Below are 16378 nucleotides of genomic sequence, written 5' to 3'. Positions count from 1 at the left end.
AGGAATTTTGTCAGAAATCATCATAATGAGAGAAATTATAGCTAATTTCGTGACATTATTAGAAGAGAAAAAATGTTTTCAAGGGAACCTTACACGTTTGACCGTGTCGTACGCATCATTATCACATGTGTCGTAATCATAGGAATTATCTGGCTAATCGGCATCCTGAAAGGAGTGTTGCTGCCATTCTGCGTGGCATGCCTTGTAGCCTATCTGTTTGAGCCTTTTGTTCAGTTTAACCGCAGGCTGCTCAATCTGAAGGGCAGGGTGGTGGCTATATTTGTCACGCTGTTTGAGGCTACATTCCTTTTCGGCCTGTTGTGTTATCTTCTTGTGCCGTTGATAATAGGTGAGATGCACCACATGGGGCATCTGCTGAAAGTGTATTCCGACTCCGAACTCGAGATTCCGTTTATGCCGGAGGGAGTCCACTCCTTCATAAAGAAATATGTCGATTTTGACTACCTCGCCGGGCTGATGCAGCGGGAAGACCAGATAAAAATGGTGGAAAATCTCATCTCTTCGACCTGGAACATTGTCACGAGCGGTATCAGCATGATAATAGGACTCCTCAGCTGGTTTATCGTGTTTCTCTATGTGATATTTATAATGCTTGATTATGAGAAGCTTACTCTGATGGTGAGGCATATGGTCCCCCCTGTCTACCGGCGCACGGTATTCCGCATAGGACGCGACATACAGCGGTCTATGAACCATTATTTCCGTGGTCAGGCGTTGGTGGCATTTTGTGTCGGCGTGCTTTTCAGCATCGGTTTTCTGATTATTGACATGCCGCTTGCCATAGTGCTCGGCATGTTTATCGGGCTTCTCAACATGGTGCCTTATCTACAGTTGATTTCGATAATCCCGACTACGATACTGTGTCTTGTATGTTCAGTGGATTCAGGGGTTGATTTCTGGGTCATATTCTGGGAGTGCATGGCAATCTATGCGGTAGTGCAGGCAATCCAGGACCTGTATCTCACTCCTAAGATAATGGGAAAGGCAATGGGGCTTAATCCGGCGATAATATTGCTGTCGCTCTCGGTGTGGGGAAGTCTCCTCGGCTTCCTCGGGCTTATAATAGCGTTGCCGCTGACGACTCTCCTGCTTGCTTACTATGACGATTACATAACGCTACAGACAAAGCGACGTGAACATCACTCCGGCGCCTCAGAGCGGTCGTGACTCCATTATGCTGACCGCCTTCTCAAGGTCATGCCTGAAGACGAGCAGTTTTATCGCGCCCCAGGGCGACAGGGTGACGGGATATACCGACGAGAATATCTCATTGTTGATTATACACGGCACTCCGTTGGTCTCTAGCACGCCCTTTGCGATATAGGCATCGGCATCGGAAGTGTAGGTGTCAAAGACCACAAGTTCGTCTTTGTCGTCAGGTCGGTTCAGGGTCATGGCTATTTGATGTTTCGTGAGTTCAATGCTCTATGATAACGCGCGGCATTCTGTTGGTGTTCGGCATAGGTCACGGCAAAGTTGTGGCGTCCGGAGAAATCTTCCTTTGCACACATGTACAGATAGGGGTGAGGCTTTGAATCAAGAATTGCGTTAATTGTCTCTCTGTCGGCTATGCGTATCGGGCCGGGCGGAAGTCCGGCGTTTTGATATGTGTTATAGGGCGATTGTATGGCAAGATGCTTGCCTGTGATGCGTCGCAACGAGAAATCGCCGACCGCAAATTTTACAGTCGGGTCAGCCTGAAGCTTCATGCCTTTTTTTACGCGGTTCAGATACAGGCGTCCTACTGTACCGCGTTCAGCGCGGTCATTGGTCTCCTCTTCAGCAATTGAGGCTATTATCGCCACCTGCACCGGTGACAGTCCGAGTCCTGACGCCTTGGCGCGGCGCTCGTCATTCCAGAAACGGTCACGGTAACCGCAGAGTGTGGTCACTACTTTTTCAGGCGATGCCGTCCAGTAAAATTCATAGGAGTCAGGTAGAAATGCCGCGGCATATTGCTGCTTTTTAAATCCCTTTTCCGGCAGGATTGAGTCGCAGGCGCTTAAAAAGGCGGCGGAGTCGGTTTCGAGACGTCGGCCCACAAGTCCTGCAAGCTGGTTGACTGTACGGACGTTGTTGAAAGTGAGTTTTACAGGAGTCTGTGCTCCACGTGAAATCTTGCGGTATATTTTTGCGGCGCTCATGCCCGGCTCTATACGGTAGGCACCATGCGCGCGTGATGCGTCACCGCCGGCGAGCGACCATATCGTTGCCGCCTTTTTACCGGTTGCGCCAAGCTCGGAGCCAAGTATTTGCCCGATACTGTCAGATGTCATCTTGTCGCCGATGTATATCCATTTTGCTTCGTTTCCATCATAGCCGGTGATGAAATAACTGCGATATACAAGAAGAGCCGTAGCGATTGCGGCTATCGACAATGCGGCTACGACGATGCGTATAGTCTTTTTATTGGAAGAGTTATGTATCATACATGGCAAAGTTACATAAATTATCGGTATAATCCATATCGCGCCGGAGCAAAGTACGGGAGACATGACAAACGAGCTGTTGTCATGTCTCCCGTACTTAAATACTATGTTTATTGTTGCTTATTATTGGTATGAGGTCTCAACGTCAATGAATGTATCGACAGAGGGAGTGCCAAACTCGATTGCGCCCATGTCATCGTTAGAGTTTATGACAAGGTTATAGATGTAGTGACATCCCGGTTGCCATTCAGAGTACTTGCTTGTCGACAACGGAAATCTAAGAATGCCGTCGCCGGTAGTGCTTCCCTGTGCAAGGTCATCTTTAGGTGTATTTTCATTAGGCCACAGCTTTTCACCGCTTGCCACGTCAGAGATGGAGCATTGTACAGCGATGTATGTGTCATTTCCGTTTCCGTTGCTGCGATAGGTAAGCGGCTGCGGCAAGACAAACATAGTGCCGCCTCTTCCCATTCCGCTTGCAGCGATGACAGTCGGTGTCTGCGTAAGCGTAAGCATTTCCGACAGAGCCTGTGACCAGTGCAGGATATAAGAGTAGGGGGTATTCTGGTCGGTCCATGTGCCAACAGTCTCAGGTGATGCAGGGTCGGCTGTCGAAGCCGACGGGAAATTGAAGTTGCCTTTGGTCATTATATTTGACATTGCCACATTTGTTACTACCACCTTTAGCTTGGCGTCTGACGAGCTAAGCTTTATGGTAAGCTTCGACAGGGCATGTCGGAAATTAAAGATGACCTGTGCGTTTGGCTGTCCGGTATTTCCTTTCTGGTCGGGAATTACTGCATACACGATATCCTCGTCGCCTGTAATAGCGTCGTAGGCAATGGGAAGCAGCGGCCCGGTCTCGCCTACCCATGTTGTCGGGGCATATGCATAAAAGTCGACTGACTCGTTTGCCGGCCAATACTGCAACGGGGAGTAGGTCCATGTATTTGTGCCGGTCTTGCTGACTGTCACATTATTCATGAACAGGTTAGGACCCGACGACTCGTCAGTATAGGCATATACGTTAAATTCAGTCAGGTTATTGGTGGTTATGTCTCCGGCACGGGAGAATTCGGTGCCGGCGGCAAATCGTATCGCGTTGTCGCTGCTTGTGTTTACATAGGGCACATCATCGTCATCGCTACAGGATACGGCTGTAGCCGTAATCACCGTAACCGCCGTAACCGATAATGCCATCAATAAGTTCCTCTTTTTCATGTCTGATGATGCTTAATTATATTATACTTTCCAATTATTGTAAGTGTTATAAATGTCGATGACAATGACATTCCATCCGTCTACTGAAACATTGATGTCGCCTACATCTTCCGGCGGAGAGTCGCTTTCATCGGGAATTTCAAAGTCATTTACATTTATTATAACATTGTGTCTTGATAATATGTTTATGTTTTCGGGTGTCAGAGTGATTGTTTTTTTCAACGACTTTCCGGTGTCGAGCATTACGATTATCGACAGGATGTAAGGCTCCATGCGCCCGTCATCATAGTTGAATGCGCATCCCGAACCGTAAAGTCGGTTGTCAGTCCTGTCGGCAAGAAGTCCGAATGACAGTTCTTGTCCGAAGCCTGACGGCAAATGTTCGGCAAGGGTGAGAGCCGAGGCTTCCCCCGAAAGGAGCGCCGATACCGACCTGACATGTTCGAGCCCGGAGACATTGGTAATGCTCACGGTATATTGTGTCGAAAGTGAGTCGGGAAAGCATCTGACAAGACTGTGGTCACATTCCTTTGTCTCGCCTGATGGTGTCTCGTAAGCGACTCCGCATGGTGTCACATAGATGTCATCTACCGTGCTTCCGTAAAGCATGCCGGTTGAGGTGAAGGTGCCGGTGGTAATCCATCGGCGTGCCGTGGCGCTGATTGAACTGTATTGGTCGGCGTTTTCAATTTCTATGCCCGGCAGGTCATTGTTGCATGCGACCATATGGTATCGACCTATAGGAATCTCGATTTTGCCTCCATCGCGTCCCGCTATATCGAAACGCCAGTTTTTGGAGATTCCGTCGGCAGAAAAGAAGTATAGCGTCATTCCGTCGACAGAGGCTTCTTCAGCGTGGTCCCACATGAATCTCACAGAAACAGTAGCCATCTCCTCACCCGGAAAAACAAGCTCTTTCTGGGTGCAGCCATAAACTGAAATGGCACATAATATGCCGGCTATGATTCTGATACAGGTTGTCATGTCAATCAGCAGTGGAGTCATGCCATATTCCTCGGGCTGTGGCACACGTGAAAGCGTGAAAGCATCGTGGCACACAGTACAATGACAGACGAATATGTAATAAGACTATTCACTCAAAACATTATTTTGCGGGTTGTTTACAGATAATAAACAATGATAACATGCCTAATGTTTAAGTGTGTTAATGCAGGAGACGGGGCATGCTGATTATAATTGCCCTGACTCCGGTAAACAAAATCGATTAGTCATTTGTTTGCCTCATAAGATAACTTTTGCTAATTTTGTGGAAACCGCGTAAAAACTGACTATCTGAATGACCCTACATACAACCGAGATAACCCCGGCGCGCATCGAAAATGACCGCCGTGTGCTTGAACTTCTGTCACAGACTTTCCGTAATATAAGTGCCGCCAGCACCGAAATAATAAATCTTGAGGCGATACTCAACCTTCCTAAAGGGACAGAGCATTTTGTCGCCGACATACATGGCGAACATGAAGCTTTCAGGCATATACTGAAAAATGCCTCAGGCAATATAAAGCGTAAAGTGACTGAAATATTCGGCACCTCGTTGCGCGAGCAGGAGATACGTGAACTCTGTTCGCTCATTTATTATCCTGAACAAAAACTTGAGTACATACGTGCTTCCGAGAGCGACCTTGACGATTTTTATAATGTCACGCTGCATCAGCTCGTGCGTGTGTGTCAGACTGTCTCTTCAAAGTACACGCGCTCTAAGGTGAGAAAGGCGCTCCCTAAGGAATTTGCCTATATTATTGAGGAGCTTCTCCACGAGTCTCCGTCAGATGACAATAAGCAGGCTTATTTCAACCGTATCGTCGAGACAATCATCCTTACCGGTCAGGCTGATTCATTTATAATAGCCTTGTGTAATGTGATTCAGCGTCTGAGCATCGACCAGCTGCACATACTCGGCGACATATATGACCGCGGTCCCGGCGCTCATCTTATCATGGACACCCTTTGTGACTACGGTAATTTTGACATCCAGTGGGGCAATCATGACGCCCTGTGGATGGGCGCGGCAGCAGGCAACGATGCCTGCATAGCCAATGTGCTGAGGCTGTCGCTGCGTTATGGCAACATGGCTACTATAGAGGACGGTTATGGCATAAACCTGGTTCCGCTCGCAACATTTGCTATGGAGACCTACGGCGATGACGAGTGCAACGGGTTTGGTCCGCGTCTTGATCCGGAAGACACGACCCACACGGAAAAGACCCAGCGGCTTATAGCCAAGATGCACAAAGCCATAAGTATAATCCAGTTTAAACTTGAGGCGGCTCTTGCCGACAAATATCCGGAATGGGGCATGCAGGACAGGAAGCTGCTCGGCCACATCGACTTCGGGCGCAAAGTGTTCACTCTTGACGGGAAGGACTACGAGATGAAGGATACGCATTTTCCTACGGTCAATCCCGATGACCCGTATAGTCTCACCACTGAGGAAGCAGAGCTTGTAAAGAAACTGCATCATTCGTTCCGCATCAGCGACAAGCTGCGCAAGCACATACAATGCCTGTTCTCCCACGGCAGCATGTATGGCGTATATAATTCCAATCTGCTTTTCCATGCATCTATGCCATTGAATGCCGACGGCTCCCTGAAAGAAGTTGAGCTGCGCGGACAGAGATATAAAGGGAGCGAGTTGTTCCGGCGTATAGGCATGGTCATGCGCTCGGCGTTTAATGATGATGCCGATGCCGCCGACCGTGAATTTGCACGCGATTACTACTGGTATCTTTGGTGTGGTCCCGACTCTCCGCTTTTTGACAAGTCCAAGATGGCTACATTTGAGCGCTATTTCCTTGTCGATCCCGCCACACACAAGGAGGAGAAAGGTCACTACTACACTCTTCGTGACAGTGAACAGGTGTGTGACATGATTCTTGATGCGTTTAAAGTCGGGGGCGAGCACCGCCATATCATAAACGGGCATGTACCGGTCAGAATCAATAAGGGGGAGACACCGATAAGAGCCAACGGCAAGCTAATGGTAATAGACGGCGGTTTTGCAAAGGCTTACCACGGCACTACGGGCATTGCCGGATACACCCTGGTCTATCATAGCCGCGGACTGCAGCTCGTGCAGCATGAGCCATTTACCTCGGCGGCCGAGGCCATATCAACCGGGACTGACATTGTAAGCACCACACAGATTGTTGAGCTTAGCCAGAAGCGAATGCGTGTGCGTGACACCGACAAGGGCAAGGAATTGCTGAGCCAGATTGATGAACTTACCGAATTGCTTTACGCCTACCGCAACGGCATAATAAAAGAGCATTAAAAAAGTATTGGGGAAGGTTGTCATGAATATGGTTATGAATATTAGTGTAAAATCATTATATTTGTAACCTGATTAACCTTCTTAGCATGAAACATTTTTTAGCGGCACTTTCATTTCTTGCCATGACCGGTATTGCCGGTGAAGCTTCGGTCACGGGGTATGTCAACCCGGTGATTCCCGGTTTTTATCCCGACCCGAGTGTATGTCGTGTAGGCGATGACTATTATCTGGTAAACAGCAGCTTTCAGTTTTTTCCCGGAGTGCCGGTATTTCATAGTAAAGATCTTATTCACTGGACACAGATAGGCAATGTGCTTGACCGCGAGTCGCAGTTGCCTTTGAAGGGAGCTTCTGCATGGCTGGGGATATATGCCCCAACGATTCGTTACAACGATGGCACATATTACATGATTACTACCAATGTCGGCAACGGTGACAATGGCAGAGGTAATTTTTTAGTGACATCGACCGATCCTGCCGGACCCTGGAGCGAGCCGGTGTGGCTTGACCAGGGAGGTATTGACCCGTCGCTCCTGTTTGCCGACGGAAAGACTTATTTTGTGTCAAATCCCGACGGGGCGATATGGCTTTGCGAGATAGATCCTGCCACGGGACGGCAGTTGACGGAGTCGCGCCGCATATGGGGCGGCACCGGCGGGCGTCATCCTGAAGCGCCTCACATATATAAAAAGGACGGATGGTATTATCTCATGATTGCTGAGGGTGGCACAGAGATGGGACACATGGTCACGATTGCCAGAAGCCGTGACATATATGGCCCCTATGAGGCAAACCCCGATAATCCGATTCTATATCATCAGCGTCAGATTGCGCAGGATAACCCAATCCAGGGCACGGGACATGCCGATCTTGTCGAAGCTCACGACGGCTCGTGGTGGATGGTGTGTCTTGCCTTCCGTCCGCAGACCAACAACATGCATCTGACAGGACGTGAGACTTATCTTGCCCCGGTGACTTGGAACTCCGACGGTTGGCCCGTGGTGAATGGCAACGGCACGATTGCTACTGAAATGAATGTCGCGACACTCCCGCAGACTGCCGGCACTGAGAGGAGCATATTCTGCAATTTTACCGAAATGGACCGGTTCCCTTATAATTGGGTGTTTTTGCGTAATCCCGTGACTGATAACTATGCCTTTACTGCTGATGGATTGTTGCTGAAGGGTAGCGCGGAGACACTTAACGGTCTTGGCAGCCCAACATTTGTAGCTGTAAGGCAGCAGGATATAGATTTCAGCGTCACGGCGGAGATGGAGCTTGTCGGTTCAGCCGAAGGTGCCGAAGGCGGTGTCTCGGTCTACATGGATGCGATGTCTCATTACGACATATTCCTTGAACAGCGTGCCGATGGAAAGCAATATCCCGTGTTGCACTATCAGCTTAACTCCATAAGCGGTTCGCGTTCGCTGCCCGTTGGCATAGCCCCGGGCACAGCCGTCAAGCTGAGGGTCAAGGGCACAGCCGAAAGATATGATTTCTCCTGTATTATCGGAGACGAAGCATATTCGCTCGGTCAACTTGACACCCGCTATCTGTCTACCGAGACAGCCGGAGGGTTCACCGGCATTACAATAGGACTTTTTGCTACCGGCGACGGCACAGCCGTGGTCAAATCATTTACATATCAACCTGAATAATTATGAAAAAACTTTTGATTGCAGTCACCGCTATCAGCGGCGTTGCTGCAAATGCCTTGCAGGCAAAGGAATATAAACTGTCATCGCCCGACGGACATCTTGTCGTGACGGTTGACGCAGGCAAGAGGCTTACATGGTCGCTGTGTCATGACTCGGTAAGTGTAATCACGCCTTCTCCCGTCTCCCTGTCGCTGGGTGAACGTAAATTGCCGGGTGAAAATCCGAGAGTGAGCAAAGTGAGCCGACGTAGCGTCGACAGCTCGTTTGCTACCCCGTTTTATAAAAAGGCAGAGGTAAAAGACGCTTATAATGAGATGACATTGCGCTTGTCGGGCGGACTTTCGGTCATATTCCGCGCTTATGACGATGGTGCGGCTTATCGTCTGCGGCTCTCCGGGAAGGGCGAGCGTCATGTGACCTCGGAGGAAGCCGTGTTTAACTTTGCGGGCGATTACAAGGCTTTTGTGCCCTATGTCAATGACCTGCGTGATAGCGGCTATCCTTACAGTTATTCGTTTGAGTCTTATTATGATGAGTCGCCGCTGTCAGAGATGTATGCCGACTCGCTTGCGATAGTGCCGCTTATGGTCGAGTTGCCGGGCAATCGAAAGGCGCTTCTTATGGAAGGTGACCTTCAGGGCTATCCGGGCATGTTTTTAGTCAAAGGTAAGGATGCCAACTCGGTTGAGGCGCGGTTTGCCCCGGTGCCTCTTTCGGAAAAGGTAGGCGGTTTTAACCGTCTTAACCTCATACCGACAGAGACCGCACCCTATATAGCTGAGATCGATGGAGATGTAGAGCTGCCATGGCGAGCTGTAGTGGTGACATCAGATGACGGCAGCCTTGCCGACTGTGACATGGCACAGCGTCTTGCCGCGCCGTCGCGAATTGCCGACACCGGCTGGATAAAGCCCGGTAAAGTGGCATGGGACTGGTGGAATAATTGGAACGTGACCGGAGTGGATTTTGTGGCCGGCGTAAATACACCGACCTATAAGCATTATATCGACTTTGCCGCAGAAAACGGTCTTGAATATATCATAGTGGATGAAGGATGGAGCCGCGAGTCATTGATGCAGCCGGTCAGTGACATTGACATCGCCGAAGTGGTGCGTTATGGCAAGGAAAAAGGTGTAGGGGTGATTTTGTGGGCTCGCTGGCGCGATGTCGACAAAGAAATGGCTGAGGCATTTCCTCATTATGCCCGACTCGGGGTCGCAGGATTCAAGGTTGACTTCTTTGACCGTGACGACCAGCGCGTGGTTGAATCGATGACACGTATAGCCGACCTCGCGGCCGCCAATCATCTTCTTCTTGACCTTCACGGAATGAAGGCTACCGGCATACAGCGCACATATCCTAACGTCGTGAATTTTGAAGGAGTCAAGGGACTTGAAAACTATAAATGGCTTCCTGTGGTGGATGGCAAGCCGGGTGTTGACGTGATGCGCTATGATGTGACCGCTCCGTTTATACGCATGGCTGCCGGTCCGATGGACTATACACCTGGAGCCATGGTGAATGCGGCTCCCGGAAATTACCGTAGCATAAACGACACGCCGATGAGTTTTGGCACACGTGCCCATCAGATTGCCATGTATGTGGTCTATGAGGCTCCGTTGCAGATGCTTGCCGACTCACCCGGTGCTTATCGCTCCAATCCTGAGAGCCTTGAATTTATCTCTGAGATACCTACGGTGTTTGACGAGACTCAGGTCCTTTCAGGGAAAGTGGGCGAGTATGTCGCGATAGCCCGTCGTAAGGGCGATACATGGTATGTCGGTGCGCTTACGTCGATGACCCCGCGTTCTTTGGAGTTGCCGCTTTCGTTTCTTTCTCCCGGAGTGGGATATGAGGCGGTTACCATGAGCGATGGAGTCAACGTGGCGCGTAACGGTGCTGACTGCCGCCGCAACAGTGTTAAGGTCGATTCATCGTCGTCGCTTGACGCGGTAATGGCTTCGGGAGGAGGCTTTGCCGCTATAATCAAACCGCAAAAATAGTCATGCCTTCACGTTCGGCTTCACGTTCACTTCACGTTCTGCGAACAATATTAGAAAGTTAGATGGCAAATGTTTTGCAGTTTCATTCAAAATGTTTACCTTTGCACCGCATTTTGCAATACAAAACCACTTAATTCAATTTAATCAATGGCAACTAAAATCAGATTACAGCGTCATGGTCGCAAGAACTATGCGTTTTATCCTATTGTAATCGCCGATAGCAGGGCACCACGAGATGGTAAATTTATTGAAAGGATAGGTTCTTATAATCCGAACACTAATCCTGCTACAGTAACTTTAAACTTCGAGCGGGCTTTGTATTGGCTTAACGTTGGTGCTCAACCAACCGACACAGTGCGTTCAATCCTTTCTCACGAAGGCGTGCTCCTTATGAAGCACCTTCAGGGTGGTGTCAAGAAGGGCGCTTTTGACGAGGCTGAGGCTCAGCGTCGTTTCGAGGCTTGGAAGACCAACCGTCAGGCTACCGTAGACGCTGCAAAGGCAACTATGGCAAGCAAGAAGGAACAGGAAGTAAAACAGCGTTTTGAGGCTGAGGCTGCCAAGAATAAGGCTAAGGCTGAAGAAGTTGCAAAGAAGAAGGCTGAACTCGCTGCCGCTAAGGCTGAGGCTGAGGCCGCTGCTGCCGCTGAGGCTGCTGCAACTGAAGAAGCTCCCGCTGCTGAGGCTGAGGCTCCCGCTGCAGAATAATCTTTACTTTAAGATTTACAATTTAGAAGAGGCTGTGTCAAAGCAGCCTCTTTTTTTGTATATTTGCAAGTATTATGGATATATTTTGTTATATAGTGAGCCTGCTTATGTGTTTCGGTGGAGTGGTCGGCTGCTTTTTGCCGGTCATTCCCGGTCCTCCGCTTGCCATGGTGGGTTATCTGATTTTGCTTCTTACTCCGGCAGCAGCTCATATAGGATGGCTTACTGTCCTTGTGCTGGGGGTGCTTGTCTTGTTTACTCTTGTTGCCGACTATATTATACCGACGCTTGGAGTAAGATGGTTTGGCGGGACACCTTACGGTAAAAGGGGGAGCATTGCCGGCACGTTTGCCGGATTGTTTTTCTTGCCATGGGGACTGATTGTCGGTCCGTTTGTCGGGGCATTCATCGGCGAGCTCATCGGGAGGAGCAGTGTGACCGACGCTTTCAGGTCGGGAGCAGGTTCGCTTGCGGGATTTGTGTGTGGACTCTTGTTTAAGCTTGTAGTGACGGTTGTCATTACATGTTACTCAATTGCAGCGATTATATAAGCTTTGATATTTTTATAAAAAATGACAGCGGCAACAGGAGCATGATGACTTCTGTTGCCGCTGTTGTCTATTTGTTTAGCCGGTTTTTAGAGCAGGCTGTTTATTTTTTCATCAAGAGTGGCTTTTGACTGAGAACCGGCGAGGCGGTCTACAAGTTTGCCGTCTTTGAAAAAGAGTATTGTCGGTATTGACATGATGCGATACTCTGACGACAGGTCGTTTTGCTCATCGACATTGTATTTGCCTATGATTGCCTTGTCGCCAAATTCTTCAGCTACTTCATCGATAATGGGGCTCATGCGCACACAGGGTCCACACCAGGTCGCCCAGCAGTCTACCACAACAAGCTTTCCGCTTGCAATTGATTCTTTTACGTTTTCGTCAGTAAATTGAAATGCCATAATTGGATATGTTTTTTATATTATTGTGAATAATTTCCGATGACAAATTTAAAAAAGATTACGCTTTTACGCAACATTGACTTTACACAATGTCATACTCTAGGTTCATGTCGCTGAGAGCTTTCAGGAATTTGCGTTCAAGTGACACCATTACCGATGCTCCAAGCCTTACAGAGCGGTTGAGCTCCGGTTCGCGCACTCGGAAATATAGCTGTTTCCCGTCGTCGGCCTTGCTCTTTACATAGTCCTTTATCACTTTGTGGAGATTCTCGTTAAGGCGGTCGGCGCTGACATCGATGGTGATGCGTGACACAAGGTCGCGTTTTACATCTTCCATCAGCGAGATATTTATTATCTTGAATCTTACACGGTCGTAGATGTTTTCATATTTGCCGATTAAGCGTACAATCGTGCCCGGCACACCAAACTTCTGGAAGCTCAGGAAGTCGTTGCCAAACATCATAAACTCGGCTGCCGAGGAGTAATCTTCGATTTTCATGATGCCGAAAGGTCCTTTTTTGCCCTGCTTTACAGCAAATTCCGTGACCATTCCGCCGAGCGTGATCTCCTTTCCGAGAGCTATGTCTTCTTCCGAAGAGAAATCTTTCAGGGTGGTGCATCCGTATTGCAGCTCCACATAGTAGGGGTCAAGAGGATTTGCCGACAGGTACATCCCGACAAGCTCTTTCTCCTTCTCAAGCTTTACGGCAAGCGGAAGTTCCGGTGCCGGTTTTACCGGCGGTCGGCCGGCTACGGTAAGATTGTCGTCGAAGTCGCCAAAAAGGGAGTTTTCATTTTTGCTCTTGTCGTTCTGGAAGTTTTGTCCGTAACGCACAAGCAGTTCGGCAAGGGTCTCTCCCTTGTTGTTTTGTTCGAAATAGTCTTCCCGCTTTATGTCGGTGAAGCAGTCAAACGCGCCTGCGTTGGCAAGGTTTTCGAGTGTGCGCCTGTTTATTGCCGAGCGGTCGACGCGTTCTACAAAGTCATATATGTCAGTAAAGGTGCCCCCTTCGTTTCGGGCGCGTATAATCTCATTTACCACATTCACTCCTATGCCCTTGATGGCAGCGAGTCCGAAGCGTATGTTTCCGTCCTTGTTCACACCGAATGCCGAGAACGATTCATTTACATCGGGGCCGAGTACATCTATTTTCATCGACTTGCACTCATCCATGAAGTTGGTGAGTTTTGTGATGTCGGCGAGGTTGCGGCTTAACACCGCTGCCATGTATTCGGCGGGATAATTGGCTTTGAGATAGGCGGTCTGGAACGCAACCCATGAATAGCAGGTCGCATGACTCTTGTTGAAGGCGTAAGAGGCAAATTTTTCCCAGTCGGCCCATATTTTTTCAAGCACCTCTTTTTTATGTCCGTTGGCTTGACCGCCTTCAAGAAATTTAGCCTTTAGGGCGTTCATCTTGTCGATGAGCTTTTTACCCATGGCCTTACGGAGTGTGTCGCTCTCGCCTCGGGTGAAATTGGCAAGCAGTCTTGACAGGAGCATGACCTGCTCCTGATATACAGTGACGCCATATGTGTCTTTGAGATACTGCTCCATGATGGGGATGTCGTAGACGATTGGCGACTTGCCGTGTTTACGGGCGATGAAGTCGGGGATGTAGTCCATAGGCCCCGGACGGTAAAGGGCGTTCATCGCGATCAGGTCCTCAAACACTGTCGGCTGGAGTTCGCGGAGATACTTCTGCATGCCCGCCGACTCAAACTGGAATGTGCCGGTGGTCTTTCCCGCACAGTAAAGTTCATAAGTCTTTTTGTCGTCGATGGGCACAGTGTCTATGTCTACGTCAATGCCGCGGGTCTGCTTGATATTGGCGATGGCTTCCTTTATGATGGACAATGTCTTTAGTCCGAGGAAGTCCATTTTTATAAGACCGGTGTCCTCGATTACGCTTCCTTCATATTGTGTCACAAGCTGCTTGGAGCCGTCTTTATCGGTGGCGGTGCTGACGGGTACCCAGTCGGTTATGTCGTCGCGTCCGATTATGACTCCACAGGCGTGTACGCCCGTGTTCCTGACATTGCCTTCGAGTTCTTTGGCATATCGTAATGTCTCTATTATGAGCGGATTATGGCTCTTTAGTTCGGCTTGAAATTCCGGCACATGCTCGTAACAGTTTTTAAGCGTGGGTTTTAGCTCCTTTCCGTTGACTTCAGGCATGTGCTTGGGTATGAGCTTTGTCAAACGGTTGCTTTCGGAAAGCGGAAGCTGTTCTATGCGCGCCACGTCTTTTATTGCCGATTTCGCAGCCATGGTGCCGTAGGTGATGATTCGCGCCACCTTTTCTGCACCATATTTTTCGGTTACGTATCTAAGCACGTCGGCGCGTCCGTCGTCGTCGAAGTCAATATCGATATCGGGCAGCGATATACGGTCGGGATTGAGGAAACGCTCAAAGAGCAGGTCGTATTTAATCGGGTCTATCTGGGTTATGTCAAGGCAATATGCCACCGCCGAACCGGCAGCCGAGCCACGTCCCGGACCGATTGACACTCCGCGCTCGCGTCCGGCTCTGATGAAGTCCTGCACGATGAGGAAGTAACCCGGGAAACCCATGTTTTTTATCGTGTCGAGCTCGAAATCAAGTCTTTCGCGGTGTACCTCTCCAAGATTGTCGCCCCAGCGCCTCTTTGCGCCCTCATAAGTGAGATAGCGCAGATAGTCGTCATTGTCGGTAAATCCGTCGGGCAACGGGAAGTTTGGCAATATCGGCTTATGGTCGATAGAGTAGGTGGTCACCTTGTCAAGAATCTCAAGCGTGTTGGTAAGCGCGTCAGGCAGGTCGGCAAAGACTTCGTTCATTTCTGCCTGGGTCTTCATCCACTCCTGCTTTGTGTAGCGCATGCGTGTCTCGTCGGTGAGATTTTTGTTTGTACTCACGCATATGAGGCGGTCATGAGCCTCGGCGTCGGTCTCGTTGACAAAATGCACGTCATTAGTGGCGACTATCTTTATATTATATTTACGCGCGATTCTTATTAGTTCGGGGTTTACCGACTCCTGCACTTCATATGTCGAGCGGTTGGCGCCGGGCTTGTTGGTCTTGTGGCGTTGCAGCTCTATATAATAGTCATCGCCGAATACGCTTTGAAACCACTGCACCTGTTTTTCGGCCTCCTCGATTTCTCCGGCTTGTATAAGCCTTGGTATTTCGCCGCCTAAGCATGCCGAACATACGATCAGACCCTCGTGATGTGCCGCGAGCGCTTCTTTGTCAGTACGCGGGTGAGAATAAAATCCCTCTGTCCATGCCTGCGACACAATCTTGATCAGGTTGTGATAGCCGGTCTCGTTTTTGGCAAGCACGATAAGGTGGCGTCCGGTATCCTTTTTATCAACATGCTCATGCAGCGATTTTAGGGCGACATACATCTCGCAGCCGAAAATAGGCTTGAAAATTTTCTTTTTCAAGTCTTCTATCTTTTGCTTGTTTTCTGTTGCAGCCGTTTCATCACCGTTTTCTTCAGCTTCTTTTAGCGCTTTTTCGGCTTCTGCTATCTGGTCTTTTACTTTACCGTTTTTCTTTTTTACATAATTATAGAACTCTTTTATGCCAAACATGTTTCCATGATCGGTGATAGCAAGTCCCGGCATTCCGTCGGCGATAGCCTTGTCGACAAGCGCCGGCACCGACGCCTGTCCGTCAAGCACCGAAAATTGGGTGTGTACGTGGAGGTGTATAAATGGTAGCATCTGTGTTTTTTTCTTTTTGTCAAAGATACGGATAATTATTGATAAAAGGGCGGCTTGAGGATAATTTAAGAAAAGCCAATTGTTAACCAAAGTTAAATATATAATCGGTAAAATCGCGTAAAATGTTATAAAACATACTTTTGTGACAAATTGTTCATTTTGCCTTGAAAAATTCTTTGCAAAAATATTTGGAGGGTTCAAAAATATCGCATAACTTTGCACTCGCTTTTGAGAACGAAACGAAAGTGATTCGATAACGAAAGCGCAAGAACATTGAAATGATTAAATAGACAAGAAACAGTACAAGAGCATTAATGAAATAATGCCTCAAGTCAATTCAAGTCCAAATAAGTCGAGCGACGAGTCGGGGGCTTCGTATACA

The 16378-nt window shown here is 48.9% G+C and carries 12 protein-coding genes; 6 read left to right on the top strand and 6 right to left on the bottom strand.

The window, feature by feature from the left end; all coding sequences use genetic code 11:
• Positions 1 to 72 precede the first annotated feature (72 nt).
• On the top strand, positions 73 to 1188 hold the full coding sequence (locus E4T81_RS14965; RefSeq protein WP_135045974.1) for an AI-2E family transporter: 1116 nt from the start codon (positions 73 to 75) through the stop codon (positions 1186 to 1188).
• On the opposite strand, the gene E4T81_RS14960 is transcribed toward E4T81_RS14965, so the two are convergent.
• The 4 genes from E4T81_RS14960 to E4T81_RS14945 all read right to left on the bottom strand — a co-directional run bounded on the left by E4T81_RS14960 (position 1174) and on the right by E4T81_RS14945 (position 4730).
• Positions 1174 to 1416 (bottom strand): putative signal transducing protein, encoded by a 243-nt coding sequence (locus tag E4T81_RS14960; RefSeq protein WP_135045972.1) that lies wholly within the window; start codon positions 1414 to 1416, stop codon positions 1174 to 1176. The two genes, E4T81_RS14965 and E4T81_RS14960, sit on opposite strands and share 15 nt — an antisense overlap.
• Before the next feature lie 2 nt (positions 1417 to 1418).
• Positions 1419 to 2450, bottom strand: a complete 1032-nt coding sequence (mltG, locus tag E4T81_RS14955) for an endolytic transglycosylase MltG (protein ID WP_167761988.1) — start codon at positions 2448 to 2450, stop codon at positions 1419 to 1421.
• A 123-nt stretch (positions 2451 to 2573) separates the two neighbouring features.
• Positions 2574 to 3671 (bottom strand): fimbrillin family protein, encoded by a 1098-nt coding sequence (locus tag E4T81_RS14950; RefSeq protein WP_135045968.1) that lies wholly within the window; start codon positions 3669 to 3671, stop codon positions 2574 to 2576.
• A 21-nt stretch (positions 3672 to 3692) separates the two neighbouring features.
• Positions 3693 to 4730 (bottom strand): DUF5119 domain-containing protein, encoded by a 1038-nt coding sequence (locus E4T81_RS14945; RefSeq protein WP_135045967.1) that lies wholly within the window; start codon positions 4728 to 4730, stop codon positions 3693 to 3695.
• A gap of 238 nt (positions 4731 to 4968) precedes the next feature.
• Between E4T81_RS14945 and E4T81_RS14940 the strand changes: the two genes are divergently transcribed.
• From E4T81_RS14940 to E4T81_RS14920, 5 genes are all read left to right on the top strand, one after another.
• A complete protein-coding gene (locus E4T81_RS14940; protein WP_135045965.1) occupies positions 4969 to 6963 on the top strand; it encodes a fructose-1,6-bisphosphatase in 1995 nt (664 codons plus the stop codon).
• 122 nt (positions 6964 to 7085) lie between these two features.
• The gene (locus E4T81_RS14935) at positions 7086 to 8621 is read left to right on the top strand and encodes a glycoside hydrolase family 43 protein (protein ID WP_209308211.1); all 1536 of its coding nucleotides are present in this window, start codon (positions 7086 to 7088) and stop codon (positions 8619 to 8621) included.
• 2 nt (positions 8622 to 8623) lie between these two features.
• Complete coding sequence (locus E4T81_RS14930; protein WP_135045961.1) at positions 8624 to 10624, top strand: glycoside hydrolase family 97 protein; 2001 nt, start codon at positions 8624 to 8626, stop codon at positions 10622 to 10624.
• A gap of 147 nt (positions 10625 to 10771) precedes the next feature.
• Complete coding sequence (locus E4T81_RS14925) at positions 10772 to 11332, top strand: 30S ribosomal protein S16 (protein WP_135045959.1); 561 nt, start codon at positions 10772 to 10774, stop codon at positions 11330 to 11332.
• A 74-nt stretch (positions 11333 to 11406) separates the two neighbouring features.
• On the top strand, positions 11407 to 11883 hold the full coding sequence (locus tag E4T81_RS14920) for a DUF456 domain-containing protein (protein ID WP_135045957.1): 477 nt from the start codon (positions 11407 to 11409) through the stop codon (positions 11881 to 11883).
• Between the two features lie 86 nt (positions 11884 to 11969).
• On the opposite strand, the gene trxA is transcribed toward E4T81_RS14920, so the two are convergent.
• Together trxA and dnaE are read right to left on the bottom strand one after the other, a co-directional pair.
• Positions 11970 to 12284: a thioredoxin gene (gene trxA / locus E4T81_RS14915; protein ID WP_135045955.1), complete on the bottom strand. Its 315-nt coding sequence runs from the start codon at positions 12282 to 12284 to the stop codon at positions 11970 to 11972.
• An 82-nt stretch (positions 12285 to 12366) separates the two neighbouring features.
• The gene (dnaE, locus tag E4T81_RS14910; protein WP_135045953.1) at positions 12367 to 15996 is read right to left on the bottom strand and encodes a DNA polymerase III subunit alpha; all 3630 of its coding nucleotides are present in this window, start codon (positions 15994 to 15996) and stop codon (positions 12367 to 12369) included.
• Between the last annotated feature and the right edge of the window lie 382 nt (positions 15997 to 16378).

Source organism: Barnesiella sp. WM24, from assembly GCF_004570975.1.
In the GTDB taxonomy this organism is placed as follows: domain Bacteria; phylum Bacteroidota; class Bacteroidia; order Bacteroidales; family Muribaculaceae; genus Muribaculum.
This window is presented reverse-complemented; position numbering and strand designations above follow the sequence as displayed.

Excerpts from the sequence above, each read along its gene's own strand:
- E4T81_RS14925 (WP_135045959.1), top strand. The coding sequence starts at position 10,772 with ATGGCAACTAAAATCAGATTACAGCGTCATGGTCGCAAGAACTATGCG.
- dnaE (WP_135045953.1), bottom strand. The coding sequence starts at position 15,996 with ATGCTACCATTTATACACCTCCACGTACACACCCAATTTTCGGTGCTT.
- E4T81_RS14940 (WP_135045965.1), top strand. The coding sequence starts at position 4,969 with ATGACCCTACATACAACCGAGATAACCCCGGCGCGCATCGAAAATGAC.
- E4T81_RS14935 (WP_209308211.1), top strand. The coding sequence starts at position 7,086 with ATGACCGGTATTGCCGGTGAAGCTTCGGTCACGGGGTATGTCAACCCG.
- E4T81_RS14965 (WP_135045974.1), top strand. The coding sequence starts at position 73 with ATGTTTTCAAGGGAACCTTACACGTTTGACCGTGTCGTACGCATCATT.
- E4T81_RS14950 (WP_135045968.1), bottom strand. The coding sequence starts at position 3,671 with ATGAAAAAGAGGAACTTATTGATGGCATTATCGGTTACGGCGGTTACG.
- E4T81_RS14920 (WP_135045957.1), top strand. The coding sequence starts at position 11,407 with ATGGATATATTTTGTTATATAGTGAGCCTGCTTATGTGTTTCGGTGGA.
- E4T81_RS14960 (WP_135045972.1), bottom strand. The coding sequence starts at position 1,416 with ATGACCCTGAACCGACCTGACGACAAAGACGAACTTGTGGTCTTTGAC.
- mltG (WP_167761988.1), bottom strand. The coding sequence starts at position 2,450 with ATGATACATAACTCTTCCAATAAAAAGACTATACGCATCGTCGTAGCC.
- trxA (WP_135045955.1), bottom strand. The coding sequence starts at position 12,284 with ATGGCATTTCAATTTACTGACGAAAACGTAAAAGAATCAATTGCAAGC.
- E4T81_RS14930 (WP_135045961.1), top strand. The coding sequence starts at position 8,624 with ATGAAAAAACTTTTGATTGCAGTCACCGCTATCAGCGGCGTTGCTGCA.